Below are 13326 nucleotides of genomic sequence, written 5' to 3' on the forward strand. Positions count from 1 at the left end.
GAGGTGTGTAACATGGCAATTGTAGATGTAACAGTAATTCCAATAGGAACAGAGACACCGAGTGTAAGCGAATATGTAGCAAACATTCAAGGTATTTTAGCGGGTTATAAAGAAGAAGGGAAAATCAATTATAAATTAACACCGATGAATACAATCATAGAGGGAGAGCTATCGACTCTTTTTGAAGTGATTCAAGCCATCCATGAAGCCCCGTTTGCACAGGGAATTCAGCGTGTTGCAACGAACATTAGAATTGATGACCGTCGAGATAAAAAAGTGAAGATGGACGATAAGCTAGCGAGCGTTCAGTCAAAGTTATAAAGATAAACTAGATTTACTATTAAGGAAAGGGAATTCCGAAATTGTTCTAACGAGATCTCTTTCTGAGTGCAATAAGTGAAAAAACAAATCAAAAAAATAGCATGTTAGCATGCTATTTTTTATTGTAATAGGCACGTTTATGACAATTTTATTTGAAAATTAACATTACATCTATTCGATACGAGCTATATTTTTAATCACGTTCACTTTTGAAGTAATCGTTTTTCGTATTTGCCTTTTACAGAGCAGTAAATAAAAAATAGAGGGAGAAATTTCCCTAATTCGTAAATAGCATTGAAAAATAGCATAAATAGAGGGAGAAATTTCTCTTATTTGACTAGAAATACTTGAAAATAGGTAATTTTGTTTATATAAGCGGAAAAACTTCCTCTATTCACCTCAAAACTAGCTTTAATCTACAAATAGCGGAAAAATCTACGCTTATTTTTTCGCTGATTACTTAGTATTTGTCCTGAGTTCCCTTTTCTTTACTAAATCGCTTACAAAATTATTAAAATTCAATAAAAAAAGGTTGTGTGTTGTCATTCAAGCAGTATTCAATTCTCTGTCTGAAATTCTTAAAGGTTACCATTTCTAAGGCTTGCTCAATAGGATAAAACCCTACTTCCAAACTTTCGGATGAAGTTGTTAATTTGCCTCCAACTGGCTTAGCTAAAAATAAAGTATTGCATATTGAACGGTTCACATTTTGGAATATTCCACAAAATTTTAAAACCTCAATATCAATACCTGTCTCCTCTTTCGTTTCCCTTATTGCTCCATCTTTCAAAGATTCTCCTTCTTCAACTTGTCCACCAGGCATTTCCCAACCTCTTCTAGGACCTTTAATTAATAAAATTTCATTTTGTTCATTTATTACAATAGTCGCTGCTGAAACTATATGTTTTGGTGGTGAATAAATATGTTTTGGTGGTGAATAAATATGTTTTGTGCTTTGTCCCACCTGAGTGCCCCCCATTTCTTTAATGTTATTTAGCGGAAATCGCTAATTATTTGGAAGATTATGCCAATACAAGTTTATCATAGGTCACATTCGTTGAGAACAGGCAACTATCAACAGTCATCTTGTTAACCGTTGTGTCTCGCCATTACCGTTTTCTAATATCAACAGAGTTACTAAACATAGCAAAAATAAAAAAAGCTGACTATATTAGTCGGCTTTTTTCGAACGTTCAAGAAATTATAATTTTATCGTAGTCCTGGTGTCTAGCTCAAGGCGCCATCGGTTCGGGGTCATAAGCCAATCACTTCGGAAGGTCAAAAACGCCTTCTAAGATGAATTCAAAGAATTCATCCTATTCAGTGCTTGTCTTATGCCTGTCACCGATAGGCGGGCGCCTTTCGCTTTTCTTAATTAGTGAGCTACTGGGAATCCATGATCAATTAGTGTCATAACTGAGAACCATCCGAAAACAACCACTGATCCAAATGAGAAACCAATTGCTAATAAATTTTTGTCGCGAATAGAACCAATTAATCCAAAAATAGATAAAAGTGATACTAAAGCAAAAATAATAACTGTACCCATGAAAACTGCCCCCTTTTTAAAAAGTTCTTATTCTTATACTTCCCAAGAAAGGGAAAAACTACAACTATGTAGAGTTTATGATGATTCCAAGTTATATTTTAATCGTTTTCAGATCATTTGTCGAGGTCTAAAAGAGAAAGTTCAATTTCATAAGCGTTAGCAAAACGTTGAATTAACTCCCTTTGATGAATATCGACGAAATAAAAGAATTGTCCATCTACATTTTCAGTCGAAATTAAAAATTCTTCTATCTGAAATAGTGCCATTTCAATTTGAGTAGCTTCTCCAGAAACAATGTTAAAAGCAAATACCGAGTTTTTTATTAGGTAATAGACTTCATCAATGATAAAACCGTAATCCTCAAACAAGGGTGTAATCTCAGCTTGCTTAAGATGAACTAATTCATAACAATCTTCAAGTACTTGGTTATCCTGAAAATATTGTTCTGCCTCGATAAACTTTTCTGCTGAATGAAAAATAATTAGCAACTCTTCTTCGTAAAATTGTCCACTTTTATCATTAAGAAATGAAATATCATCTGAACTAGGCTGGTCATTCAGTTCGATTGCATAAACAGTCTTCATTGTATCCTTCTCCCTAGTAGAAATGGTTTCTTCTTTGTCCTATTCTTTTTATAGTGTAGAATAAAAGGATAATAACTGCAATGGAGGAAATAAAATGAAGTGGCAACGAATTCCTTTAGGACCTTTACAAACAAACGCCTATCTATTATCAAACGATAAGAAAGAATGTGTCATTTTCGATCCTGGTGGAGATGCTTCTCGATTACAATCCTTGATCCAAAAACAACAATTAAAACCGGTGGCTATATTATTAACACATGCCCATTTTGATCATATTGGGGCAGTGGATTCAATAAGAGCAGCATACAATATTCCCGTTTATGTTCATGAAAAAGAAAAGAATTGGTTAAAAGACGCGTCATTAAATGGCTCACAGTTTTTCATTCCAGATGGGGGAGTATCAGTTAATGAAGCAGATCATTTAATTACGAAGGAAGGCACTTTTACGGTTGGTTCATTTAGTTTTACACTCTTCCATACACCAGGTCATTCTCCAGGAAGTATCTCCTTTTATGTAAAAGAGCTTGAAGTGGTCTTTTCGGGAGATGCATTATTTGAAGGGAGTATAGGTAGAACTGATTTACCGGGTGGTAATCATCAACAGCTCATCACTAGTATTCATGAAAAACTATTAACTCTTCCTGAAGAGACAATCGTGTTATCAGGACATGGTGGAGAAACAACGATTGGTGCTGAAATGGATTATAATCCTTTCCTGAATGGGTTTTAAGTTAGGAGAGAACAAATTGTGCTAAATATTTTAAAAAAGCTTATTGAGGACTCACCACAACAAGCGATTACATATGAAGAATATATGAATGCAGTACTCTATGATGAAACCTGCGGCTACTATATGAAACACATTCAAAAGATTGGTAAGCAAGGGGATTTTATCACTAGTAGTAACTTTTCAAATGTTTTCGGGATGTTATTTTCAAAGGTGTTTAGTGAAGTTTGCACGAAGAACGAACTACCCTTCCTGATTTGTGAGATTGGAGGGGGGAATGGGCGTTTTGCAAAAGCGGTTCTTGAGGAATGGAAAAAGCAAAGCCCTGAAACATTTGATCTTCTAACTTATATCATTATTGAGAAAAGTCCTTATCATCTTAAATTGCAGCAGGAGATTTTACTTGTGGGTGAAAAGGTGCTGCAATACGCTAGCATTGAAGAAATAAAAGGGGATTTTCCTCAATATGAAGGAATCATTATTTCAAATGAATTATTTGATGCATTTCCAGTTCGTGTGATCGAAAAGCATAAGAATGAATTGGTTGAAATCAAGGTTTCGATCGATCCTGATGGGAATTTATGTGAGAGAGTTTTTAGCTTAGAAGATGATCAGATTATTAACTATTTAAATGAGCAGAAGTTGAGCTTAAAAGAAAACCAGCGTTTTGAGGTTCCTCTTGCCATGATTACATATCTTCAAGAGCTTTCACACTTTCTTACAAGCGGTTTAATGATCACCATTGACTATGGATATACAAATGAGGAATGGATGTTACCATACCATCAAAAAGGAAGTCTCAGAGGGTACCTGAATCATCAAATGATAAAGGATCCGCTAAAGCATCCGTCTGAAATGGATTTAACCACACATATCAGCTTTGATGCATTACAATATTATGGAGAAAAAAACGGACTTCAGTTTATAGGGAAACTAAGACAAGATGAATTTTTAATCGAAGCAGGTATTCTGGAATATTTGCAGGATCATCATGACCACGATCCCTTCTCGGAAAAGGCGAAGCAAAATCGAGCAATTAGGTCTTTGATTATGAACGGTGGAATTAGTGAATCGTTCCATGTGGTTATCCAGGCAAAAAATCTAGAAGTAGAAGATTTATTTAAGCAGAAATTAGCCAAATAAAAAAAAGCGATTAAAAATCGCTTTTTTTAATGGCCTCCACCAGGAGTCATCATGAATGTTGTCCAATAAGTGAAACCAACAAAGAAAACTGTTAAATATGCACCAAATATGTAAATATACATACGCTCAGACAACTTTAAATAACTTAATAAAACAAAGAATCCAGTTTGACCAAAGAAAAGTAGTGCAGTTTTTTCCATATGGCCAAGGTAAAACATGACAGCGAAGATTCCTGTCCAGAATCCTAAAACTCGGAACATACGATCCATATGTATCCCTCCTTTGACCTTGAGTCCATCCTACACTATTATAATGTACAATTTAGTCAATTGTAAATATTACTTTGTAACAAAAGCTTCATAACTGCAAGATTCACAGCCAACCATCATGTTTTCAGCCTGTAATAATTCAACTTTATCAAATAAAACCTCAAACATTCCTTGAATAAACGCATAATGCATATCACAAACAGAGTCTGTATGCTCCTTAGCTAATTCTTTAAAAGGACAGTTATTTATATGAAAAAAGATTTTTGTTTTTTCAAAGTTATGATTAACTTCTGGATAAAAACCAGCTAATGTAGCAGCTTGTTTCAGGATCGCTAATTTTTCATCAAAGGATAGTTCAGCCAAGAATGGCTTATTTGATGGAATTTCGCTTTGAATTAATTCTCTACCGAAACGTTTTCCAGTTTGATATAAAGCTTCTTTTCCTACATGTCCTAAAGTCATCATCGTTTCAATCGCTACTTTAGCGAGTAATTGGTAGTCTCTATATGGAAAGTGAAGTTGGACGATGTCATCAGAGAGGCGGTATAACCTACTAGGCCTTCCACCCTTACCCGTTTTTCTCGTTTCAGACACAAGCATATTAACATCCTCAAGCTTTGATAAATGTAGTCTAGCTACATTTGGATGAATCTTAAACTCATCAGCAATCTCTTGAACAGTCACTTCACAATGTCGTTTTGTTACAAATTGATAAATATAATATCGAGTTGGATCAGACAATACATTTGTTATTTTTAATGTTTGTTCCATCCCAATTCACCTCTGCTCCTCTATAATAATTCCATTATAATACAAAAAATTTACATTGGAATTGTAATTAAGCTGTAAACGTCATTTGTTGTTTTTTGTTCACAACTGTTATAGTGAAAAACTAAAAGGTTTTCGTAGGGATAATAGTGGGAAATCGATCACAAAGGTTGATATACCAACAATCGTGTGGATTTATTTTCTAAGTTATCTCTGTGAATTTTTCTTGAACAAAAGAAACCACCTTATCCAAGGTGGTTTCATGGTAGCTGGGCTAGCTGGATTCGAACCAACGCATGACGGAGTCAAAGTCCGTTGCCTTACCGCTTGGCTATAGCCCAATGATGTTAATGTTTTTTTGTAAGTTAAAAAGTGTTTTTAATAATCACTTGTAAATGATTATAACTATATTATAGACAAATCGAAAGAGATTATACAAAAAAATATTATTTCTATATAAAAATATGTGGTGAATATTAATAGCCCCTTGATAAAAACTATGACTATTATTTGTTGGAAGGGGTTAAGAATAATGGATTGGGATTTACTTTGGAAAGCCACGGTTATCGTGATTGGTGGAACATTGTTGCTACGAATTGCGGGAAGAAAATCAATTGCTCAAATGACCTTGGCTCAAGTTGTGATTATGATTGGAATAGGGTCTTTACTTGTACAACCAATTGTAGGGAAAAACGTATGGACTACATTACTTGTCGGTCTAGCATTAGTGGTTACTTTACTTGTTATTGAGTATGCTCAAGTAAAGTCTGATAAATTTGAGAAATTCGTTACAGGACAATCTAAATTAGTGATAGAAAACGGAGAGGTAAATGTTCAAAATCTGAGGAAGCTTCGATATACAGTAGATCAACTTGAAATGCAGCTAAGACAAAACAGTATTTCTAATATAAGTGATGTACAATCCGCAACGCTTGAGCCTAATGGAACGGTTGGTTTTATGTTAAAAGAAAACAAACAACCAGCAACGAAAGAAGATATCCAAAACATATTGAAAGAAATTCAAGAACTAAGAACAATCGTACCACGTAAAATAGTTACTAGTTCACAGCAATCTGTAGAAAGCAGTAATGATAGCAATAGTAACAATTTCAATATTTTTGATGAGGTTGGTAAAAAAGGACATCAAAATCCGCCACCGAAGTACTTGCAATAACAGGTTATGACTTAATTAAAATTCAGGTTTTTTAATGATATTTCAAATGTTTTAGTGGAATATCAATCAATTCCCCAACATAAATATATATAGATTCCTCCTTGATTTTCATATATGAAAAAATACAACTAGTTGATCCACTAGTTGTATTTTTTATGGGAACTTTTAGACATTTCATTCGTACATATATAAAAGCAGCTTAAGGGAAGGAGCGGGTATAAAGGGTTTGTTATATATAAGTAGTTTAGTTTTATTTGCAATTGGCTGTGGATTACTTGTTATGGGTATTATTTTTATTTTAGCTAGACAAGAACGAAAAAAAGCGGTAATTAGTATCCTAATAGCTTTGGTATTTGTTGTGACAGGAATGGTATTGCCGAAGATTGGAGTTTCTGCTGAGGCGCACAAGGTCGTACAAATCGATCAGAAAAGTGTTAAAGAGTTCGAAGACGGATATATCTGCTTATTAGTTGATGAGTATGCTCAGGTAGAAATGTTTTACATAGCACAAGAAAAACAAGTTGTTGAAGATGTTTGTAATCGATATAAGATTGGTGAACAATATGACATTTACTATCGTAATGAAGGTGGAAAGTTCATCATTACAGAAGAGTCAGCTCAATAAAATTGTTCATAAATATGTAACAAGAAAATTGTTGGTTACTGTCGTATAATACCGTTGTACAGGAAAAAATTAGAAAGGGGTGTTCGTAGGATTGAATACAATCGAACGTTTAGGTGATCGGTTAATTGAGGAAGCCATGCTCATGAATGCTTCTGATATTCACTTTGTTCCTAAGATAGATGAAGCAATGGTCCAATTTCGTCTTGATAGTGATTTATATGAAAAACACAAGCTTTCTAAGGACACATGTGACCGGTTAATCTCTCATTTTAAATTTATGGCCGGAATGGATATTGGTGAGCGACGGCGACCACAAAATGGCGCTCTCACGGTTGTAAACAGAAATATGACCATTAACCTTCGCTTATCCACCTTACCCACCGCATATCAAGAAAGTCTTGTCATTCGAATTCTCCTTGACCAAGTCCACCACCCATTATCACAGCTTTCCCTTTTTCCACAAACAACAAAGCGATTGCTCTCCCTTTTAAAACACTCACATGGTTTAATCATTTTTACTGGTCCGACCGGCTCTGGTAAAACGACCACCTTATATTCACTTCTCCATGAATCAAAGAAACTCTTCAACCGAAACATTATTACATTAGAAGATCCTATTGAAAAGAAGAGCAACGATGTTCTTCAGGTTCAAATTAATGAAAAAGCGGGGATCACGTATGCAACAGGCTTAAAAGCCATTCTTAGACACGATCCAGATATAATAATGGTCGGGGAGATTCGTGATAGTGAAACCGCTACAATTGCAATTAGGGCAGCTCTTACTGGCCATCTTGTGTTGAGCACGATGCATACTCGTGATTCAAAAGGTGCGATTTATCGGTTACTGGAGTTTGGTGCAAGCTTACAGGAAGTCGAACAAACACTCATTGCCATTGCTGCTCAGCGCTTAATTGACCTTGTTTGTCCATATTGTGAAGGGAAATGTACTCCGCTATGCAAAAAGCTTAGACATACAAGAAGAGCAGGGGTGTATGAGATTTTATATGGAAAGGCTTTATCAAGCGCACTAAAGGAAGCGAAGGGAGAGCATTCAGAATATCATTATCAAAAGCTTAGAGATGTGATAAAAAAGGGGATTGCACTAGGCTATTTGTATCCAGATTCACTAGAAAGATGGTCATATCATGACAAGGAAAAATAGTTGGCCATTACAAGAGCAGCCTGTGTTTTTAAAACGTTTAAGCGAGTTACTGGATCAAGGATATACGATTACTCAAGGCTTGGATTTTTTAAAGTTTCAATTAAATGAGGAGTGTCAAGAAAAGCTTCAGCAGTCTTTGGAGCTATTAAAGGAAGGTGATTCAGTATATCAGTTGTTTACGAATCTTAATTTTCACCCTGATGTGTTAAGTTATTTGTATTTTGCCGAGCAACATGGCGAGATCTCCTTTGCCTTAAGAGAAGGCAGCTCGATTCTTCAGAGAAAGCTCCACTATAAAGAAAAGCTCCAAAAGCTCATCAGATATCCAATTTTTCTTATCTTGTTTGTGGGAATGATGTTTTTAGGCATTGAACACATGCTTTTACCACAATTTCAAACCATGTACATGTCTATGAATAATGAATCTTCGCTTTTCCTTCATGTACTCTTTCAAATCTTTTTTATCGGAAAAACACTAGGTGTTTTACTTTGTTTACTTGTTGTGGGTTGTGTTATCTATTATTACTTTTCATTCAGACATCTCTCAGCAACTGAGCAAGCTTTGATTAAAATCAAGTTCCCACTGTTCAATCGATTATGGATTTTGTGGAATTCACATTTTTTTTCGATTCAATTAAGTAACTTACTAAAAGGTGGATTATCCATCGTAGAATCATTAGCACTATTTGAGGACCAAAAACATTCTCATTTTTTGCAGGAAGAAGCACTTTATATTAAAGGACGTCTTTCTATAGGTGATAAGCTACCAGAGATTATTCATTCACGGCCCTTTTATGAAAAAGAGTTATCTTATATCATTCAGCACGGTCAGAATAATGGAGTGCTAGAAATTGAGCTTTACCACTATAGTCAATTTGTTGTTCAACGAATTGAGGAAAGAATTACGAGGATTTTCTCCATCCTTCAACCACTATTGCTTACGGCTGTTGGACTTATGATTGTGATTATGTATATTGCCATGCTATTACCAATGTTTAATCTAATTCAAACGATCTAAGGAGGAAATATTGTTGAATCAAAAGGGATTTACACTTATCGAAATGTTAATTGTATTAGTTGTTATATCTGTCTTAATGCTGATTGCGATTCCAAATGTAACCAAACATAACTCGTTAATTAATGAAAAAGGGTGCCAAGCTTTTATTAAAACTGTTCAAGCACAGGTCCAGGCATATGAAATGGAAAAAGAGACGCCAGCAACGATTGAGGCATTAAAAACGGAAGGGTATATCAGTACAAGCCAGTGTCCAAATGGAAAAGAAGTCATCATCACAGATGGTGTTGTTAGTGAAAGTATCCAATAAGGGTTTCACATTAATTGAATTATTAATTGTCCTAAGTATCTTGTTTATCATCACCATTCTCCCCATCATTAAACTATTTCCCATTTACAACAATAAAGTGATCGATCAGTTTTTTGTGCAGCTAACAAATGACATTTTGTACACACAGGAATATGCGATAAGCCGTTCTGAAACGATGAGAATTTATTTTGATAATAATAACTCTTCTTATCGGGTTATTGTGATTGATGGTAGTCAGACCATTTTAACAAGGAACTATGACAAAGAAATTGATATTAATAATTTTACATTAGGCAACATGCTTTATTTTAAAAGTAATGGAAACATCAATAAAGCGGGAACTCTCCAGGTTAAATATAGAGATCAAAAATATAATGTTGTCTTTCAACTAGGCAGAGGTCGGTTTTATGTTACGAAACTGTAGCCGCGGATATATTTTGATCGAAATGTTAATATCGTTAAATATTTTGTTCATTGTTTGTACATTTATTTTACCAAATTATATGTTGATAAAAGGAGAACGAAAGAATATTGAACAAATCAATCAAGCGCAAGCCTTGTTAAGTGAAGAACTTGAGCACGTTTATTTTGGTGAAAAGGAGATGGAAACTACTTCTATTTATGAAAAAGAAACCTTGTTTACCATTGAATGGAATTACAATGAAAGTTTTGGATTATTTGAAGGGTGCATTAAGTGGGAAGATTCATTCAAGCGGGAAAAGAAAAGGTGTGGTTATAGTAAAGGGAGTTAACTCTTCTGGGTTTACGTTGATTGAGATGCTGGTGTCATTATCAATTGTATTAGTAATTGTTGCGTTATTTGTACCGGTTTTACAAGTAATGCATGAAAAACAGAAGGTCGAGATGAATCGAATGGAATGGGAGGTTTTTTATCAGCAAACAAAGTTAGAAATAAAGGAAAGTGTGCAAATAAAAGTAACTCCGTCCATTCTATATGTAACCACAGTCAACGGACAGGTTGTTAGTTATGAAAAATATCAGGATAAACTAAGAAGACGAGTAAATGGTACAGGACATGAAATTCAATTGCAAAATATTTCAAGTGCGAAATTCTTAGCTCTTCCAAATGGAGTTGAACTTTCCGTGGTGGATTTAAGTGGCAAAAACTATAACAGGCGATTCTTTACTTATGCTTCGATTCCGGTACTACAATGAGAAATGAAAAAGGACATATCTTACCAGGTACAATTGTTATATCTTTACTTCTTTTGTTGATACTCACTCACGAAATTAATAATTATCATTTAGAAAATAAATTTACAATCGAAACTGATGAGCTCTTTCAACTTGAGAACTTAGTGATGCTTTCAGTTAAGGAAGCAATTGATAAAGGAAGTCCTAATTTAAGTTATACTGACACTTTTACTTATCCTACTGGTAATTCCGCTATTTCGGTTTCTCCGCAATCAATTAGTAGTTCACTGATTATCATTACAACAACCACAAAAGGAGGCGGGGTGTATTCTGCTCAATTTACTTATGATTTCAACCTAGAGAAAATTTCTAATTGGATTCAATTACGCTAAATAATGCTTTTCTGGTATTCATATCAGGTAAAATATAGTATGATTTAAAAAAGTTTGATGTCGGGGGAGCATATATGAAAGCTATATACTTAACAGGATTTATGGGTGCAGGGAAAACTACGATCGGACAAGAACTTGCCAATAGGTTGCAGTTACCTGTCATTGATACAGATCTATATATTGTTGAACAAGTAGGGAAAACGATACCTGAAATTTTTGCCGAAGATGGGGAAAAGGTTTTTCGTAAATATGAACGGGAATATATACAGAAACTTCCAACAGAGGATGTGATCATCACAACTGGTGGTGGGATCGTTATTCAAGAAGAAAATCGCAATTGGATGAAAGAACATGGTACAGTGATTTATCTTCATTGTGAGATTGAAGAGGTATTTAATCGAGTATCAACTGATGGCTCGAGACCGCTTATTGAAAAAAATCAAAAAGAAAAGGTTATTGATCTATATCATTCAAGGCTTTCTTTTTACAATGAAGCTGATGTGATTGTTGATACTACGCAAAAAAATATTGACGATGTGGTGAAAGAAATTGACGATGTGCTTAAAAACCTGAAAAGTGGAGATACTTTATAGTATAAATACACTTAAAGGTGGGATAATTTATGTCCACAAATGATTATGTAAAATACATGACACAGCAAATCGTTAGCTATTATGATAAACCAAAGCAAGTAAGAAGAGAAACGAAGCTGCAAAAGAAAACGGAACGCTCTCCATTTGCTTCACATTGGTTTGGAATATTGCCTTTAGCTTTTTCGTTAATGTTTAAAAGAAATAGCAAAAAATAAAGTGGGATGCCGCAAAATCGGTGTCCCACTTTTTTACTGATAAGAGTATATAATTTGTACATTATTAGTGTCTAGCTTCGGGCGAAATTCGGCTCTCAGGTCTAAGCTAGTCGCAACGGATGAGCCGAGAGCGCCTTCAAAGATGAATTCAAGGGTTCATCCTAGTCATCCGCCTATCTTATGCTTGTAGCCGATAGGCAGGCGCCCTGCGCTTTTCTTGTTACCAGAAAAATCCGCCGTACCCAAACGGTGGGTAAACTGGTGCGAATGGATAACCTCCATAAAAATATGGATTAAAAACAGTACTACCAATTAAACCTCCAAGTAAACCTGCCGCTAACGGGGCTCCAAAGAACGGTCTTCTTCCATACGGTACAAATGGTCTTGGACCGAATGGTGGTACCCCAAATCCAAAGCGTTGATTATACATAAAATTACCTCCTCAAAATAAACTTCTACATAGACATATGTAACTAGCGGGCGATTGTCGTGGGCAAGTAACTAGCTTGGTAAGGAAAATTTGAAGAGTGCTGTGTTGAAGGTATTAAGAACATAGGGAAAAGATGATGAGAATATAATGAAGGATAGAGTGAGGAAGAAAATGTTGGGTGGAATTTTCAACCACTTCTATGTGATTGAAATACAGGCAACAGCTATTGGTATCATATATGTGGGGACGTGGTTAGATCTGTTGGATGTGTATTTGACAGTAGTCTTTAAATAGGTATTTAAGTGATAAGGGGGATCTGTCTATTATGACTGTTGATTGGACAAAAAAACCTTCACATTCCCATTATTATTATGCATTGAGTACAGAAAACGTTGGTCATCGACATGTGGTTGATGGGTTTACTTTTAATGTAAACGGAAGTAATGATGATGAGCATGTTCATCATTATACCGGTCTTACAAAGTTTGAGGCTAGACATTATCATCGGTATTATGGTGTGACGGGTCCGGCCATTCCAACAGAGGATGGGGGCCATTATCATGAGATTGAAGGAAGAGTTTATAATAATTATATTGATCCACTAACTATTAAATTTGGGGGTGTAGTGTATAGTCAAACGAAGCGGGATGTTCATGATCATAATTATGAAGGGAGAACTGGTACGGGGATTGGCTATTTTCCTGAGGGGTGGTAAAATTAATCCTCCAGCTTACGAGAAGCTGGAGTTTTTATGTCTCGCTATCTTCCTAAAATAAACATAGGTGGGAAAGTTCCATTTGTTCCGAATCATTCGCGGAATTCCTGAATTCTCGTCGAAAGCGCCTAAGGCTCTAACGCTACCTTTGCATCTTAGGTTTGAATGAGGCCCCCATA

The 13326-nt window shown here is 35.2% G+C and carries 22 protein-coding genes and 1 tRNA gene; 16 read left to right on the forward strand and 7 right to left on the reverse strand.

The window, feature by feature from the left end; genetic code table 11:
• The first annotated feature begins 12 nt into the window (after positions 1-12).
• Positions 13-321 (forward strand): MTH1187 family thiamine-binding protein, encoded by a 309-nt coding sequence (locus tag BK579_RS11545; protein WP_078545685.1) that lies wholly within the window; start codon positions 13-15, stop codon positions 319-321.
• Positions 322-832: 511 nt separating this feature from the next.
• Here the strand turns inward: BK579_RS11545 and BK579_RS11550 are convergent.
• The 3 genes from BK579_RS11550 to BK579_RS11560 form a co-directional block, all read right to left on the reverse strand.
• Positions 833-1285, reverse strand: a complete 453-nt coding sequence (locus BK579_RS11550; protein WP_235848408.1) for an NUDIX hydrolase — start codon at positions 1283-1285, stop codon at positions 833-835.
• Positions 1286-1696: 411 nt separating this feature from the next.
• A complete protein-coding gene (locus BK579_RS11555; RefSeq protein WP_078545689.1) occupies positions 1697-1870 on the reverse strand; it encodes a DUF2759 domain-containing protein in 174 nt (57 codons plus the stop codon).
• A 113-nt stretch (positions 1871-1983) separates the two neighbouring features.
• A complete protein-coding gene (locus BK579_RS11560) occupies positions 1984-2454 on the reverse strand; it encodes a hypothetical protein (RefSeq protein ID WP_078545691.1) in 471 nt (156 codons plus the stop codon).
• Positions 2455-2548: 94 nt separating this feature from the next.
• Between BK579_RS11560 and BK579_RS11565 the strand changes: the two genes are divergently transcribed.
• Positions 2549-3184: an MBL fold metallo-hydrolase gene (locus BK579_RS11565; protein ID WP_078545693.1), complete on the forward strand. Its 636-nt coding sequence runs from the start codon at positions 2549-2551 to the stop codon at positions 3182-3184.
• An 18-nt stretch (positions 3185-3202) separates the two neighbouring features.
• The gene (locus tag BK579_RS11570; RefSeq protein ID WP_204524708.1) at positions 3203-4324 is read left to right on the forward strand and encodes a class I SAM-dependent methyltransferase; all 1122 of its coding nucleotides are present in this window, start codon (positions 3203-3205) and stop codon (positions 4322-4324) included.
• A 26-nt stretch (positions 4325-4350) separates the two neighbouring features.
• Here the strand turns inward: BK579_RS11570 and BK579_RS11575 are convergent, their stop codons facing one another.
• The 3 genes from BK579_RS11575 to BK579_RS11585 form a co-directional block, all read right to left on the reverse strand.
• Complete coding sequence (locus tag BK579_RS11575; protein ID WP_078545695.1) at positions 4351-4593, reverse strand: DUF2626 domain-containing protein; 243 nt, start codon at positions 4591-4593, stop codon at positions 4351-4353.
• A 69-nt stretch (positions 4594-4662) separates the two neighbouring features.
• A complete protein-coding gene (locus BK579_RS11580) occupies positions 4663-5364 on the reverse strand; it encodes a helix-turn-helix transcriptional regulator (protein ID WP_078545696.1) in 702 nt (233 codons plus the stop codon).
• Between the two features lie 266 nt (positions 5365-5630).
• Positions 5631-5702: transfer RNA gene (locus BK579_RS11585), tRNA-Gln, on the reverse strand.
• Positions 5703-5893: 191 nt separating this feature from the next.
• Here BK579_RS11585 and BK579_RS11590 point away from each other — a divergent pair.
• The 11 genes from BK579_RS11590 to BK579_RS11635 all read left to right on the forward strand — a co-directional run bounded on the left by BK579_RS11590 (position 5894) and on the right by BK579_RS11635 (position 12002).
• The gene (locus BK579_RS11590; RefSeq protein WP_078545698.1) at positions 5894-6535 is read left to right on the forward strand and encodes a DUF421 domain-containing protein; all 642 of its coding nucleotides are present in this window, start codon (positions 5894-5896) and stop codon (positions 6533-6535) included.
• Positions 6536-6761: 226 nt separating this feature from the next.
• Positions 6762-7160, forward strand: a complete 399-nt coding sequence (locus BK579_RS11595) for a hypothetical protein (RefSeq protein WP_078545700.1) — start codon at positions 6762-6764, stop codon at positions 7158-7160.
• Between the two features lie 91 nt (positions 7161-7251).
• The gene (comGA, locus tag BK579_RS11600; RefSeq protein ID WP_139365093.1) at positions 7252-8322 is read left to right on the forward strand and encodes a competence type IV pilus ATPase ComGA; all 1071 of its coding nucleotides are present in this window, start codon (positions 7252-7254) and stop codon (positions 8320-8322) included.
• Positions 8306-9340 (forward strand): competence type IV pilus assembly protein ComGB, encoded by a 1035-nt coding sequence (gene comGB / locus BK579_RS11605; protein WP_078545701.1) that lies wholly within the window; start codon positions 8306-8308, stop codon positions 9338-9340. Before comGA ends, comGB begins: the two co-directional genes overlap by 17 nt.
• A 13-nt stretch (positions 9341-9353) precedes the next feature.
• On the forward strand, positions 9354-9647 hold the full coding sequence (gene comGC / locus BK579_RS11610) for a competence type IV pilus major pilin ComGC (protein ID WP_204524709.1): 294 nt from the start codon (positions 9354-9356) through the stop codon (positions 9645-9647).
• Positions 9595-10071: a competence type IV pilus minor pilin ComGD gene (gene comGD, locus BK579_RS11615; protein WP_078545705.1), complete on the forward strand. Its 477-nt coding sequence runs from the start codon at positions 9595-9597 to the stop codon at positions 10069-10071. Before comGC ends, comGD begins: the two co-directional genes overlap by 53 nt.
• A gap of 22 nt (positions 10072-10093) precedes the next feature.
• Positions 10094-10399 (forward strand): hypothetical protein, encoded by a 306-nt coding sequence (locus tag BK579_RS25595; protein WP_204524710.1) that lies wholly within the window; start codon positions 10094-10096, stop codon positions 10397-10399.
• Positions 10377-10823, forward strand: coding sequence for a competence type IV pilus minor pilin ComGF (gene comGF, locus BK579_RS11620; protein WP_169891127.1), 447 nt, complete (start codon positions 10377-10379; stop codon positions 10821-10823). Before BK579_RS25595 ends, comGF begins: the two co-directional genes overlap by 23 nt.
• Positions 10820-11194 carry a competence type IV pilus minor pilin ComGG gene (gene comGG / locus BK579_RS11625; protein WP_078545708.1) on the forward strand — a complete coding sequence of 125 codons (375 nt, stop codon included), beginning with the start codon at positions 10820-10822 and terminating at the stop codon, positions 11192-11194. The genes comGF and comGG overlap by 4 nt, the downstream gene beginning before the upstream one ends.
• Positions 11195-11268: 74 nt before the next feature.
• The gene (locus BK579_RS11630; protein WP_078545710.1) at positions 11269-11787 is read left to right on the forward strand and encodes a shikimate kinase; all 519 of its coding nucleotides are present in this window, start codon (positions 11269-11271) and stop codon (positions 11785-11787) included.
• A 29-nt stretch (positions 11788-11816) separates the two neighbouring features.
• On the forward strand, positions 11817-12002 hold the full coding sequence (locus tag BK579_RS11635; RefSeq protein WP_078545711.1) for a YqzE family protein: 186 nt from the start codon (positions 11817-11819) through the stop codon (positions 12000-12002).
• A gap of 220 nt (positions 12003-12222) precedes the next feature.
• Here the strand turns inward: BK579_RS11635 and BK579_RS11640 are convergent, their stop codons facing one another.
• Entirely contained in the window at positions 12223-12432 is a 210-nt protein-coding gene (locus tag BK579_RS11640) for a hypothetical protein (protein ID WP_078545713.1), read from the reverse strand.
• 159 nt (positions 12433-12591) lie between these two features.
• Between BK579_RS11640 and BK579_RS26730 the strand changes: the two genes are divergently transcribed.
• Positions 12592-12726 carry a hypothetical protein gene (locus tag BK579_RS26730; protein ID WP_268876465.1) on the forward strand — a complete coding sequence of 45 codons (135 nt, stop codon included), beginning with the start codon at positions 12592-12594 and terminating at the stop codon, positions 12724-12726.
• 31 nt (positions 12727-12757) lie between these two features.
• Positions 12758-13147: a YmaF family protein gene (locus BK579_RS11645; RefSeq protein ID WP_078545715.1), complete on the forward strand. Its 390-nt coding sequence runs from the start codon at positions 12758-12760 to the stop codon at positions 13145-13147.
• The last annotated feature ends 179 nt before the right edge of the window (positions 13148-13326 follow it).

It is taken from the genome of Litchfieldia alkalitelluris, from assembly GCF_002019645.1.
Classification (GTDB): domain Bacteria; phylum Bacillota; class Bacilli; order Bacillales; family Bacillaceae_L; genus Litchfieldia; species Litchfieldia alkalitelluris.

Bases quoted from the DNA above. Each gene is read 5' to 3' on its own strand.
- BK579_RS11630 (WP_078545710.1), top strand. From the start codon at position 11,269: ATGAAAGCTATATACTTAACAGGATTTATGGGTGCAGGGAAAACTACG.
- BK579_RS11635 (WP_078545711.1), top strand. From the start codon at position 11,817: ATGTCCACAAATGATTATGTAAAATACATGACACAGCAAATCGTTAGC.
- BK579_RS11560 (WP_078545691.1), bottom strand. From the start codon at position 2,454: ATGAAGACTGTTTATGCAATCGAACTGAATGACCAGCCTAGTTCAGAT.
- comGG (WP_078545708.1), top strand. From the start codon at position 10,820: ATGAGAAATGAAAAAGGACATATCTTACCAGGTACAATTGTTATATCT.
- BK579_RS11580 (WP_078545696.1), bottom strand. From the start codon at position 5,364: ATGGAACAAACATTAAAAATAACAAATGTATTGTCTGATCCAACTCGA.
- BK579_RS11565 (WP_078545693.1), top strand. From the start codon at position 2,549: ATGAAGTGGCAACGAATTCCTTTAGGACCTTTACAAACAAACGCCTAT.
- comGB (WP_078545701.1), top strand. From the start codon at position 8,306: ATGACAAGGAAAAATAGTTGGCCATTACAAGAGCAGCCTGTGTTTTTA.
- BK579_RS11575 (WP_078545695.1), bottom strand. From the start codon at position 4,593: ATGGATCGTATGTTCCGAGTTTTAGGATTCTGGACAGGAATCTTCGCT.
- BK579_RS11555 (WP_078545689.1), bottom strand. From the start codon at position 1,870: ATGGGTACAGTTATTATTTTTGCTTTAGTATCACTTTTATCTATTTTT.
- BK579_RS11640 (WP_078545713.1), bottom strand. From the start codon at position 12,432: ATGTATAATCAACGCTTTGGATTTGGGGTACCACCATTCGGTCCAAGA.
- BK579_RS11645 (WP_078545715.1), top strand. From the start codon at position 12,758: ATGACTGTTGATTGGACAAAAAAACCTTCACATTCCCATTATTATTAT.
- comGD (WP_078545705.1), top strand. From the start codon at position 9,595: ATGGAAAAGAAGTCATCATCACAGATGGTGTTGTTAGTGAAAGTATCC.
- BK579_RS25595 (WP_204524710.1), top strand. From the start codon at position 10,094: ATGTTAATATCGTTAAATATTTTGTTCATTGTTTGTACATTTATTTTA.
- BK579_RS11545 (WP_078545685.1), top strand. From the start codon at position 13: ATGGCAATTGTAGATGTAACAGTAATTCCAATAGGAACAGAGACACCG.
- BK579_RS11590 (WP_078545698.1), top strand. From the start codon at position 5,894: ATGGATTGGGATTTACTTTGGAAAGCCACGGTTATCGTGATTGGTGGA.